Annotated in this window: 11 protein-coding genes and 1 riboswitch; of the genes, 7 read left to right on the top strand and 4 right to left on the bottom strand. The window is 68.1% G+C overall.

The window, feature by feature from the left end; all coding sequences use genetic code 11:
• Positions 1–12 precede the first annotated feature (12 nt).
• The 5 genes from AC1D1W_RS06535 to AC1D1W_RS06515 all read left to right on the top strand — a co-directional run bounded on the left by AC1D1W_RS06535 (position 13) and on the right by AC1D1W_RS06515 (position 6,001).
• Positions 13–1,197: a glutamate--cysteine ligase 2 gene (locus AC1D1W_RS06535; RefSeq protein ID WP_476943253.1), complete on the top strand. Its 1,185-nt coding sequence runs from the start codon at positions 13–15 to the stop codon at positions 1,195–1,197.
• Between the two features lie 587 nt (positions 1,198–1,784).
• A complete protein-coding gene (locus AC1D1W_RS06530) occupies positions 1,785–2,690 on the top strand; it encodes a PIG-L deacetylase family protein (RefSeq protein WP_476943252.1) in 906 nt (301 codons plus the stop codon).
• Positions 2,690–3,631: an ATP-grasp domain-containing protein gene (locus tag AC1D1W_RS06525; protein ID WP_476943265.1), complete on the top strand. Its 942-nt coding sequence runs from the start codon at positions 2,690–2,692 to the stop codon at positions 3,629–3,631. The genes AC1D1W_RS06530 and AC1D1W_RS06525 overlap by 1 nt, the downstream gene beginning before the upstream one ends.
• Positions 3,618–4,913 (top strand): glycosyltransferase family 2 protein, encoded by a 1,296-nt coding sequence (locus AC1D1W_RS06520; RefSeq protein ID WP_043434418.1) that lies wholly within the window; start codon positions 3,618–3,620, stop codon positions 4,911–4,913. The genes AC1D1W_RS06525 and AC1D1W_RS06520 overlap by 14 nt, the downstream gene beginning before the upstream one ends.
• Positions 4,910–6,001: a hypothetical protein gene (locus AC1D1W_RS06515; RefSeq protein ID WP_476943251.1), complete on the top strand. Its 1,092-nt coding sequence runs from the start codon at positions 4,910–4,912 to the stop codon at positions 5,999–6,001. The genes AC1D1W_RS06520 and AC1D1W_RS06515 overlap by 4 nt, the downstream gene beginning before the upstream one ends.
• A 102-nt stretch (positions 6,002–6,103) precedes the next feature.
• On the opposite strand, the gene AC1D1W_RS06510 is transcribed toward AC1D1W_RS06515, so the two are convergent.
• From AC1D1W_RS06510 to AC1D1W_RS06500, 3 genes are read right to left on the bottom strand one after another with little or no spacing between them, the layout of a single operon-like run.
• Entirely contained in the window at positions 6,104–7,312 is a 1,209-nt protein-coding gene (locus AC1D1W_RS06510) for an O-succinylhomoserine sulfhydrylase (RefSeq protein ID WP_476943250.1), read from the bottom strand.
• A complete protein-coding gene (locus tag AC1D1W_RS06505) occupies positions 7,313–7,732 on the bottom strand; it encodes a rhodanese-like domain-containing protein (protein ID WP_243180575.1) in 420 nt (139 codons plus the stop codon).
• Entirely contained in the window at positions 7,729–8,037 is a 309-nt protein-coding gene (locus AC1D1W_RS06500) for a DUF1737 domain-containing protein (protein WP_243180576.1), read from the bottom strand. The genes AC1D1W_RS06505 and AC1D1W_RS06500 overlap by 4 nt, the downstream gene beginning before the upstream one ends.
• Positions 8,038–8,049: 12 nt before the next feature.
• Positions 8,050–8,163, bottom strand: a riboswitch (SAM riboswitch).
• Between the two features lie 318 nt (positions 8,164–8,481).
• Between AC1D1W_RS06500 and AC1D1W_RS06495 the strand changes: the two genes are divergently transcribed.
• Positions 8,482–9,435, top strand: a complete 954-nt coding sequence (locus tag AC1D1W_RS06495) for an ATP-grasp domain-containing protein (RefSeq protein ID WP_476943249.1) — start codon at positions 8,482–8,484, stop codon at positions 9,433–9,435.
• A 6-nt stretch (positions 9,436–9,441) separates the two neighbouring features.
• Here the strand turns inward: AC1D1W_RS06495 and AC1D1W_RS06490 are convergent, their stop codons facing one another.
• Positions 9,442–10,410, bottom strand: coding sequence for an aminodeoxychorismate lyase (locus tag AC1D1W_RS06490; RefSeq protein WP_476943248.1), 969 nt, complete (start codon positions 10,408–10,410; stop codon positions 9,442–9,444).
• A gap of 93 nt (positions 10,411–10,503) precedes the next feature.
• On the opposite strand from AC1D1W_RS06490, the gene cls reads away from it, so the two are divergent.
• Positions 10,504–11,979, top strand: a complete 1,476-nt coding sequence (gene cls, locus AC1D1W_RS06485; protein WP_028275402.1) for a cardiolipin synthase — start codon at positions 10,504–10,506, stop codon at positions 11,977–11,979.
• Positions 11,980–11,999: the final 20 nt, after the last annotated feature.

Genomic DNA, 11,999 nt, shown 5'->3' with positions numbered 1-11,999 from the left:
CACAATAGATTCATGCGCACCTTCGGCGTGGAGGAAGAACTGCTGATAGTGGACCCCGAATCGGGGATGTTGCTTGCCCTCGCTGACCTCATGCTGCCGAGTCTGGTGCCGCCGCAGCAGGAAGCCGCCAGGGTTCTCCCGGCACAGAAACCGGTCCACGAAGGCGCCGACTTCAGCTACGAGCTCAAGCTCGAACAGATCGAGACCCAGACGCATCCGTGCCTGGAATACACGGAACTGCTCCGGCAGCTCAGGCGTGGCCGGTCCCTTGCGGACCAGGCCGCCCGGGCGCACGGCGGGCGCGTCGCGGCCATCGCCACGTCGCCCCAAGGCTCAGCCACCCACCTGACCCCGAATCCGCGCTATATGACCATGCAGCAGCGCTTCGGGCTCACCGTCCGGAACCAGCTGACCTGCGGCCTCCACGTCCACACCTTTGTGGAGTCCCCGGAGGAGGGCGTGGCGGTAATGGACCGGATCCGCGACAAGCTGGCCGTGCTGATAGCACTCAGCGCGAATTCCCCGTACTGGAACGGGGCCGAGACCGGATTCGAAAGCTACCGCACCCAGGCCTGGAACCGCTGGCCGGGCTCGGGTCCCACGATGATCTTCGGCAGCCTGCCCGTCTACCGCCGCGTGGTCACCCGGCTGGTCGAAAGCGGCGTCCTGATGGATGAGGGGATGGTCTATTTCGACGCACGGCTGGCCCGGCAGCATCCCACCGTGGAGATCCGGGTCGCGGATGTCTGCCTGCGGGCCGAGGATGCTGCCCTGATTGCCGTGCTGGTGCGCGCCCTCGTGGAGTCGGCCGCGCGGGAATGGAACGACGGCGTCGATCCCGCCCCGGTGCCCACGCTGCTGCTGCGGATGGCCGCCTGGCAGGCCAGCAATTGCGGACTGCGCGGGGAGCTCCTGGACTTCGGAACCTTCACCCCGGCCCCGGCCGCGGACGTGGTCAGGGCGCTCGTGGACTTCGTGGCCCCGGTGCTTGAGGAGCAGGGCGAGCTGGAACTGGCGCGCGAGGGCGTCGAACGGATTCTTGCAGAGGGCACCGGTTCCCAGCTGCAGCGCGGCCCGTTCCGGGCCGGCGGCCTGCCCGCCGTCGTCGAGCGGGCCATCGAACTGACCACCCAGGGGCCCGTCACCGAGGGGCCGGCAGGCAATCGTTCGGTCCTGGGCCGGTTGCGCCCGGCCTGACCGGGAGCCCGCAACAGCTGCGGGTGCGGGACGCCAAAAGAAAATACGGCCGAAGAGGCGCCGCATTTATTGCCGAATGCTGATAGGGAATCACGGTTGTTTAATGATTGCCGCCCAGCCCTTTTCAGTTAACCGTTCCCGGCAGGGCGGCACGCCCCCGTTCGCCTTGCGAAAGCCTGATCCGGGTAGTCGAAACAAGAAATATGAGTACTACCTGTGACCGCCATTAATTCCATTCACTGAGGTTCGGGTATTGCCTACTCGGGCGCCCTGATAGGCCACTCGCCTTTACTGGAAGAGCAAGTTCAAGGTTTTCCGAAGGTTTCCAGAAGGTCTCACAATGTCACGTAACACGCCGGGGGGCGGTTGTGCTGTGCCACATATGCGCTGGTCAACGTCCTGCAATGCTCGCACAGCCCGCAGTGGCTGCACCTTTCGCCGACGCGGCACCCTGCCAAGGGTGCCGCGAACCGATTCAGAAAATTGCCCCTCCCACTTCCCAAAGCCAGGTTCGCTTATGCGCCCGGCCCTGAAGATCAAATCCGGCCCGGCACTGGGGTGCCGAACAACATAGGAATTGAATTCATATGGTCTCGATTTATGTCTTGCTCATCGTTTTCCTGATTACTTTTGTGGCCGCCGCCGCCCTTGGCCGGTCCTGGTTCCACCGCCGCCTGCGCCGTCCCGAACTGCTTCGCAGGATTTGCCTTCTTGCCGGCTCAACGCTGCTGGTGGCAAATCTGGCCAGCGTTTTCCTCGATGCGCCCGAGTTGTGGCGGACTGCCGACCTCACGTTTACCCTTGGCGGGCTCGCGTCCCTGGGCGTTGCTTTGACGGCCCTTCGCACCGGGGGGGGGCCGGCCCCCCAGCCGCGCAGAGTTCTGGCCATCGGCGCCCACCCCGACGACCTTGAACTTGCTTGCGGCGGTACCCTGGCGAAGTTCGTAGACTCCGGACACGAGGTGCAGGGGCTCGTCATGAGCGATGGCACCCGTGGAGGGGATCCCCTGGAACGCTCCCTCGACGCGCGGCGCGGCGCGGCGTTCATGGGCCTGACCGGAATGACCCACTACAACTTCACAGACACGGACCTGTTCCGGCACAGCCAGGAAATGGTGGGTGTCATTGAAGCCGCCATCGCCCGCTACAACCCGGACATCATCCTCACGCATTCCAACCACGACCAGCACCAGGACCATCAGGCCGTCCACATGGCGACGCTGCGGGCCGCCCGCCAGCACCACTCAATCCTCTGCTATGAAAGCCCGTCGGCAACGCGGGACTTCAGCCCGAGCGTCTTCATTGACATCGACGACTACCTTGACGCCAAGGTCCAGGCCGTGAGGATGCACAGCGACCAGCTCGCCAAGCCGTATATGACGCCCGAGCGGGTCCGCGGCATCGCCTCGTTCCGCGGCGGGCAGGCGAGGCGCCGGGTCGCCGAAGCCTACGAACCCGTCCGTCTCCTGAGCACGGAAATGGAAAAGCTGTGATGCCCCGCGTGCTGGTCACCGGCGCCGGAGGCCCCGCGGGCCGCGCCGTAGCGGCCCAGCTGAAGTCCCGTGGCGTTCCCGTCCTGGGCACGGACATCCGCGAACTGCCCGCCGGGGCGGGCCTTACCGTCGTCCCGGTGCCCCCAGCCTCGGACCCGGACATGGTCTCGGCTCTGCGCCGGCTTGTCGTCCAGGAGGGCATCAACCTGGTCATCCCCACGGTGAGTGAGGAACTCCCGCAGCTTGCGGGGTACCGTGCCGCCTTCGGGACCGACGTCCGGGTCATCATCGGCGATCCCGGTCCGGTGGCTCTCGCCAACGACAAGCTCTTCACGGCCTGGCAGCTGCAGACCGCCGGGGTCCCCGTGCCGAGATTCGGCGTGCCCAGGGACTTCGCCAATGCCGGTGCCGCCATGGCCGCGCTCGGCGGCCCCATAGTTCTCAAGCCGCGGGTCTCCCGCGGCGGACGCGGCGTGATGGTCATCGACGGCAGCAAACAGGTGGACTGGCACGGCCTGCCGGAAGGCCTGATTGTCCAGGAGTTCATCCCGGGCACCGAATACGGCCCGATGGTCTTCGGCACCCCGGCGCACAACGGGGCCGCGCCGTTCGTCGTCGTCGTGGAGAAGACCGAACTGGCGCAGGGCAGCGTGGGCAACGCCGTGAGCACCCGCCGCGCCGAAGCCGGCGAGGCCACGGACGTCGGAAATCTGGCGATGGCGGCCGTCCGCTCGCTGGGCCTCACGGGCCCGGTCGACGTCGATGTCCGCCGGCGTGCCGACGGGACCCCGGTGGTCCTTGAAGTGAACGCCCGGTTCGGCGCGAACAGCGGGCGGGCCCCGGAACTGCTCGACGCCGTGCTGGCGTCGTTTGCCCTTCCCTCCTTCAACCCGGCCTCCTTCAGGCCAAGCACAGGAGCGTACGCCCATGTCCTGGTTTAGTTCCGCCTCCGCATCAGCCGTCCCCGGGGCCGAGTACCTCCTGCTCCTCATCGGCCTGCCGATTCTGGTGTTCGGGCTCGTGAAGCTGCTCGTGCTGCCGCTGTCCGTCTGGTTTGAACTCCGTGCGGGGCGCCGCCGCCGCCGCGCAACGCCCACCCTGCTGGATGAGCGGCCCAGCGTGTCGATCATTGTCCCGGCTTTCAACGAGGCGACCGTCATCGAAAACTGCGTCCGCTCCATTCAGCTCACCCTGTACGACCGGTACGAGGTGGTGCTCGTGGATGACGGCTCCACTGACAACACGGCCGGGCTGATGCGCGCGCTCGCCGCGACGGATCCCCGGATCACGGTCCTGACCCAGGCCAATGCCGGCAAGGGGGCCGCCCTGAACCTGGGCATCCGCCACGCCACGGGCGAGGTCCTCATGTTTGTCGACGCTGACGGGATCTTCTCCCAGAACACCGTCAAGCGGATGCTCCAGGGTTTCACTGACCAGCGCACCGGAGCCGTGTGCGGCGACGACAGGCCGGTAAACCTGGACCGGGTCCAGACCCGGATGCTGGCCTTCATCAGCCATGTCGGCACCGGGATGGTCAGGCGCGCCCTGACCATGATCGGCTGCCTCCCGATCGTCTCCGGCAACATTGGGGCGTTCCCCCGCCGGATCCTGGAGGAGATCGGGCCGTTCCGCGAAGACACGGTAGGCGAGGACCTGGAACTCACCTGGCGGGTGCACAAGGCAGGCTACCGGGTGGTCTTCGCCCCGCGGGCGCTGGTCTATGCCGAGTCGCCGTCAACGGTCCGGGCGCTCTGGCGCCAGCGCGTCCGCTGGGCCCGCGGGCTGCTGCAGACCATGGGTGTGCACAAGCGCATGATCGGCAACCTCCGGCACGGACAGTTCGGCGCGTACCTGTTGTTCAACACCATCACCATGGTGGTGCTCCCGGTGCTCCAGATCCTGGTACTCGTGGATCTGGTCTTCCTCACGGCGTTGGGCCGCAGTCCGTTCGGCGCGGATGTCTGGGCAATCCTTGGCTGGGTGGGGCTGTTCATCACGTTGCTGCTCACGGTGTTTGCCCTGGCCATGAACAGGGCGTGGAAGGACCTGCGGCACGCCTGGGCGCTCCCGCTCATCCCCCTCTATTCCGTGTTTACGAGCCTGACCATGGTGGCCGCGCTGGTGCAGGAACTCCGCGGCAAGGAGGCGCACTGGAACAAGCTGACGCGGACCGGGGTGGTCAGCGTCACCGCCCCGGCGGTGCGCCCGGACGTCAGCGTTTGAAACGCGGACCGGCTGCCTTCCCTGCCCTTGCGCTCCTGTCGGTGCTGGCGCTTGCCGCCACTGGGTGCGGCGGGCCGCAGGGACCCACGGCGCCCGCCGCGGAGCGCACTGTCGGCGTCGGCTACGAAACTGTGGTCGACGCCGCCTCGACGCTGCCGGGACTGGCCAGACGGCTCGATGAGGTCAACGCCAACAGCGTCACCATCAGCGTGGGGCGGCTGGACTGGACGGCGTTCCCTTGGGACGCCCACCCCGAGGTGGAGGCCGTCCCGGGCCGTGACCACGTCGCCGAAGCGGTCAAGGCGCTGGGGACCGGCGGTGATGGCAGGAAACGCAGGATCACGCTGACCATCGACCTGCTGATCCCCGGCTGGATCCGCACCAACCCGGGCCTGGCCGGCATCAACTTCGACGGCACCCGCTCCACGGAGTTCGCCAGCGTCAGCGCACTCACGACGGGACCCGTCGGGGAGCGGCTGGTCGCCTTCGTGGCCGAGGTGACCAGGCGGTACCAGCCTGACGCCGTGGCCTTGACGGAACTGATGTTCGATAACAACACCTACGGCGGCGACGACCGCGACTCCTACCGGCTGGCCAGCGGCGGGACGGACTGGCCGCGGCTCGCGAACGGGGCCATCGACGTCGAACACCCCAGCCTCGGGGCCTGGCGGTCGAAGGCGGTGGCAGCCATCGTGGCCAAGGCGGCGGCGGCCGCGCACGCGAACGGCGCCACGCTCGACATGGACGTCCGGGCGCCGTGGCACGATCCCGCCGCCGACCGGCCGGAGAGCGGCCATGACTACGGGCTGCTGGCCGCAGCCGCTGACCGGCTGGTCTTGTGGGACTACTTCGGGCTCAACGACGCCGCTCCGGCCTACTCCGCCGAGCTGGCCGCGGCCATGGCGAAGCGGTCCGGGAAGTTCGCCATCTCGGTCGGGATGTGGGCCAAGGACGGGCGCATCTCCGCCGCGGACCTGGCGGCCGGGCTGGAGGCGTCTGTCTCCGGCGGGGCGGCCGCCGTCGCCGTCACACCATCCAGCATGCTCGACGACGACGCCTGGCGGGCGCTCAAGGCGGCCTGGGCCTGAGCGGCCATGGCCCCGGACCTGCTTAAGGGCCTGGACCTGCTTGAGGGCCTGGACCTGCTTGAGGGCCTGGACCTGCTTGAGGGCCTGGACCTGCTTGAGTGCCTAGACCTGCTTGAGCGCCTGGCCGAGGTCGCGGATCAGGTCCTCGACGTCCTCCAGCCCCACCGAAAGCCGGACCACGCCGTCGCTGAGCCCGATCGCCGCGCGGCCTTCCGGGCCCATCGCGCGGTGCGTGGTGGTGGCCGGGTGCGTGATAAGCGTCTTGGCATCGCCCAGGTTGTTGGAGATGTCGATGATCCGCAGCGCGTCCAGGAGTGCGAACGCGGCCTGCTTCGCCGTGCGCCCGGGGGAGGGCTGCAGTTCCAGGGTGAGCACGGTCCCGCCGGCCTTCATCTGCTGCACTGCGAGCGGGTACTGCGGGTGAGACGGCAGCAGCGGGTACTTTACCCAGCCGACCGCAGGCTGTCCCTCGAGCCATTCGGCCAGCCACAGCGCGGAGGCCGAGGAATGGTTGACGCGCAGGGCCATGGTCTCCAGGCCCTTGGTGAGCACCCAGGCGTTGAACGCCGAAAGCGCCGGACCGGTGTGCCGCATGAGCTGCTTGACGGGCCCGTCGATGAATTCCTTGGTGCCCAGGATGGCTCCGCCCAGGACGCGGCCCTGGCCGTCGATGTGCTTGGTGCCGGAGTAGACCACCACGTCCGCGCCGAGGTCGCCGCAGCGCTGGAGCAGCGGGGTGGCGAAGACGTTGTCAACCACCACCGTGGCGCCGGCCGCGTGCGCCAGTTTGCTCACGGCGGCGATGTCCACGATTTCCTGCATCGGGTTCGACGGCGACTCGAAGAACACCGCGGTGGTCGGCACGGACAGCGCGGACTGCCACTGCTCCAGGTCCGGACCGTCTACAAAGACCGTCTCGACACCCCAGCGCGGCAGGATTTCGTTGAGGATCACGAAGCACGAGCCAAACAGCGAGCGGGCCGCGACCACCCGGTCGCCGGCCGCCAGCAGCGCGCCCAGGGCGGTGAAGACGGCGGACATGCCGGACGCCGTCGCGAAACACGCCTCCGTTCCCTCGAGCAGCCGCAGCCGCTCCTGGAAGGTGGCGACGGAGGGGTTGCCGTAGCGGGAGTAGACGAAGCGCTCGTCCTCCCCGGTGAAGGCGCGCTCGGCGGCGGCCGCGGACTCGTAGACGAATCCTGAGTTGAGGAAGATCGGCTCGGTGGTCTCCTGGAAGCCGGTGCGGTCAAGGCCGCCACGGACAGCCTGGGTGTCGGCCGCCCAGCCGGCGGCGTCGGGATTGAAAGTCACTTAGATCTTTCCGAGGTTGGTGGGCAGGCCGCGGTTCTTCCAGCCATTGACGGTGCGTTCGCCAAAGCGGTCGGTCTCGCCTTCGAAGCCCTCAAGGACGTTGTACGAGGTGTAGCCGGCGGCCGTCGCGGCCGTCGCGGCGCCGATCGACCGGGCACCGGAACGGCAAAGGAACACCAGTTCGACGGCGGTGTCCGCCGGCGCCTGCTGCCTTAGCTGTTCCACGAAGTGCGGGTTCGGCGTGCCGCCGGCAAGGTTCCACTGGATGAAGAGCGGATCGTTGCGGCTCTCGCCCGCGGCCGCGGTGTCCGGGATGCCGATGTGGGCCCATTCGCCTTCGGTCCGGACATCCACCAGGATGGCTCCGGCCTCCAGCTTGGCCCACGCCTCCTGCGGGCTGAGGTCTCCGGCGTAGCTCATGCGTGGCCCGCGAAGGCTCCGTCGGCGCCAAATTCGTCGGCGTCGAGCTCATCAACCGCATTGGCCACGGCGGCGTCCGCACTGGCAATCGCGGCCGGCAGGACCAGCGCCTGCGCCACGATCACGGTGCTTCCGTTGAAGCTGGCGGCGGGGCTTCCATGCAGCACGTAGCCCTCGGCCAGGGCGGCTGACACCCGCTCGCAAAAGGCGCGGTCATCCGCGCCGGTGAACAGGCGGTAAGCCAGCCTCTCCGCGCCGGGTGCTGAACCGGGTGTGGCTGTTGTGGGTATTGACGTCTCGGGCACGACGGATCTCCTCTTTCACGCTTGCAGCTCGAATTCTCGAATGCCGAGTATTCACCTGAGGCACCCCGCCGCGAAAGGGAGGGTTGCCGACCGGCCAGTCAGGGCTTGGCACCGGTTCTCATTACTCCCCAAAAACGTAACACCTGCGACGCCGGCCCGCACCGCCGCCGTCGTCATGTTCCGTAACCGGACCGCGGCCCGGGCGAGTAGTGGCGGGCTCCAGTTTCGGGTACAGCCCACTCGTGTCTGCCGGGACGTTTCGCCGTCTACTGGGGGGATTAGGTCCGACGAGTCGGCCGGAGCTGCAGGTGATTCGAGCAATGTGTGAATCGAGCAGTCCCGGAATCGACTCGCCTGTCCATCAACAAGCTGTCTGGGAATCGGTGGCTGGAACGGTCGGAGCCGCAGCCGCGGTCCGGCCGGTGACGGCGGAATGGAGCAATCGTGGGCCCGCGCATACTCGTTACCGGGATTACAAGCGCCGCCGGACGGGCCGTCGCGGCCCAGCTCGAAGCCCGGGGCCTCCCGTACCTCGGCTCCGACGCCCGCGCCGACACCCGCCAGGCCGGGGAGGCTCCCGCCGCCGCGGTCAGGCTCCTGCCGGCGACGAACCCGGACATGGTCCTGGACCTGCGCCGGGTGGTGGACCGCGAAGCCATCAACGTCATCATTCCGACCCTCACCGTGGAGCTCCCGGTCCTGGCCGCGGCCCGCGCCGGATTCGCCCAGGACGTGCGGATCATCGTGGCCGACCCCGCCGCGGTGGCCCTCGCCAACGACCACCTGTTCACCACCTGGGCGCTGCAAGCCGCCGGCATCCCGGTGCCCCGGTTCGCGGTTCCGGGCGACCTCGCCGCCGCGCCGGCATCCCTCGCCGGCCTCAGCGGCCCCGTGGTGGTCAAGCCTCGGGTCTTCAAAGGCTCCCATGGTGTCCACCTGCTGGCCGGAACCGGCTCCGTTAGCTGGAAGAACATGCCGGCGGGGCAACTGGTCCAGGAATTTATCCCGGGTGCCGACTATGTGTGCCTGGTGTTCGGCACCCCGGCACGCAACGCGATGGCGCCGGTGGCGGTGGTCCTCGAGAAGACCAGGACTCCGTATGGACGCGCCGGCAGCGACGAGGTCAGCCGCAGGGTGCCGGCGAACCAGGCCGGGGATGTGCGCAAGCTGGGCCTGGCCGCCGTCCGCACGCTCGGGCTGGCCGGGCCGGTCCAGGTCCAGATCCGCCGCCGCACCGACGGAACGCCCATGGTGCTGGGTGTCTGCGCGACCCTGGGGGAGAACAGCACCTGGGCCCCGGAAATGCTCGACGCCGTGCTCGCAACGTTCATGCTCCCGGCGTTCAACCCGGCCTCGTTCCGCCGGTGCCCGGCAGTGCCCGCGGACGCCCTGGGGTGAGCGTTCCTATTCGATGGTCGCGAAGAGGGCGTTGAGTTCGGCAGTGAGCTGGCGCCGGAGTTCCGGGGTGCCGATTTCCTGCCCGTCGATGTGGTTCACCGGGGCCAGAAGCCGGATGCTGGAGATCAGCCAGACCGCGTCGGCGTCCAGCAGGTCCTTCGGCTCCAGCGGGCCGTAGCCCAGCTCCCAGCCGGCGGCCTTGGCGGCGGTGAACAGGGCGCCCTGTGACGTGCCGGGCAGGATGCCGCTGTCCAGCTGGGGCGTGATGAGCCGCCGGACGGTGCGGACTCCGCCGGCGCCGTCGTCCGAGGTTTCCAGGTGGGCCAGCAGAACGGTCGACGTCGGACCCTCCAGCACCCTGCCGTCCGCGGACGTGAAGATGACGTCGTCGGCGCCCTGCCGGTGGGCGTAGCGCAGCGCCGCCATGTTCACGGCGTAGGAAAGGGTCTTGGCGCCGAGCAGGAGCCACGGGGCGCGCTCGCCGACTTCACTGTCGTAGCCGCGGTCGAGCAGGATGACGTCGATCCCGGTCTCGCGCTGCCGCCGTCCCGCGGCGGCCGGGGCGGAGGCCTGGACCCAGCACGTGGGGGCAGCCGCGCCCTCCGGCCCGCGGGTGACAATCAGCTTCACCACCACCTCGTCCTGCGCCGCGCCGCCCGGTGCAGCCGCGGCGGGTTCCTGCCCGCGGAACTCGCGGATGGCGGTTTCCACCGCCCGTCGCCATGCATCCTCGGCGGGGATGTCCAGCTCCAGAAGCCGGGCCGAGCCAGCCAGCCGGGTCAGGTGCGCCTGGATCTTGCGGGGCCGGCCGCCGACGGCCAGGAGGGATTCGAAAACGCCGTCGCCCCGGGTGGCGCCCAGGTCCGTGGCCATCAGCTGGGGCTGCGACGCGTCGGCAACGCGGCCGCCGTCGAACGCCGGGTCGAGGAAGACCAGAACGGTCGCGGGCGCAGGAACAGGGGCAGGAGTGATCATGGCTAAAGCTTAGTCTCGGTGGTCCCGGGATAGGATTTGGGCACTGCCCGTTCGGAACTGTTCCGCGTGGCTTGTACGTTGAGGGGTTCGCCTGTGCTGTGGCCATTTCCGCTGGCGGAGACTTTACCGTCCTGGGCGATTCTGATTTTGACGGTGATCGACTTCGCCATCCGAGTGCTGGCACTGGGCATCATCCCCGGAAACCGGCGGCCCACCACCGCGATGGCGTGGCTGCTGGGCATCTTCATCGTGCCGACCATCGGCCTGCTCCTGTTCCTGCTGTTCGGCAACTTCCGGCTCTCCCGCAAGCGCCGCGCGCAGCAGGACGCGGTCAATACCCGAGTGCGCGCCGGGACCTCGGAACTGGCGATGCTGGAAAGCCGCTACGCCGGACCCGAATGGGTGGCTTCCGCCGCGGAACTGAACAAGACGCTGGGCTCGCTGCCGATGGTGGACGGTAACCAAGTGGAGCTGCTGCCCGGCTACCCCGACTCCATCAAGGCGATGGCCGCGGCGGTCCGCGGCGCAAAGTCCTTCGTCAACGCCGAGTTCTACATCATGAGCTCGGACCACGTCACGGACGATCTGCTGACCGCGCTGGAAGAGGCCGCCGAGCGCGGCGTCGAGGTCCGTGTCCTGTTCGATCACCTTGGCACGCTTCGCATCAAGGGCTATCGCAAGCTGATCGCCCGGCTCAAGGCCAGCAAGATCCGCTGGCGGCCCATGCTGCCGCTCAGCCCGCTGCAGGGGCAGTGGCGCCGACCGGACCTGCGCAACCACCGCAAGATCATGGTGATCGACGGCGAGATCGCCTTCACCGGATCGCAGAACCTGATCGAGCCCTCCTACAACAACCCCAAGCACCGAAAGATCGGCCGCGAATGGGTCGAGCTGATGGCCTGCCTGCGTGGACCGATCGTCACCACGCTCAACGTCGTCTTCGCCACGGACTGGCTCAGCGAGACCGACGAATCCATTGAGGAACAGCTCGCGCACCGGCCCGAACTGCACGCCGGCAACATCACCGCCCAGGTGGTGCCCAGCGGCCCCGGCTTCATCACCGAAAACAATCTGCGGCTCTTCAACACGCTGATTTACTCGGCTCAGCGCAAGATCTCGATCTGCAGCCCGTACTTCGTCCCGGATGACTCGCTGCTGTATGCGGTGACGACGGCGGCGCAGCGCGGCGTCGACGTCGAACTCTTCGTCTCGGAAAAGGGAGACCAGTTCCTGGTCCACCACGCCCAGCAGTCCTACTATGAGGCGCTGCTTGAAGCCGGGGTACGGATCTACCTCTACAAGGCCCCCTTCGTGCTGCACGCCAAGCACTTCACGATCGACGACGACGTTGCCGTGCTGGGTTCCAGCAACATGGACATGCGCTCCTTCTCGCTGAACCTGGAGGTCTCGGTGATGCTCCTGGGGGAGGACATCGTGCGGCGGATCAGCGCCGTGGAGGACACCTACCGGGGCATTTCGCGCGAACTTACGCTCGAGGACTGGATGAAACGTCCGATGGGCGTCAAATACGTGGACAACGTCGCGCGGCTGACGGCCACCCTGCAGTAGCCGGGGCGGCGGGACAGCCG

Source organism: Arthrobacter sp. P1_B4, assembly GCF_056406555.1.
This window is presented reverse-complemented; position numbering and strand designations above follow the sequence as displayed.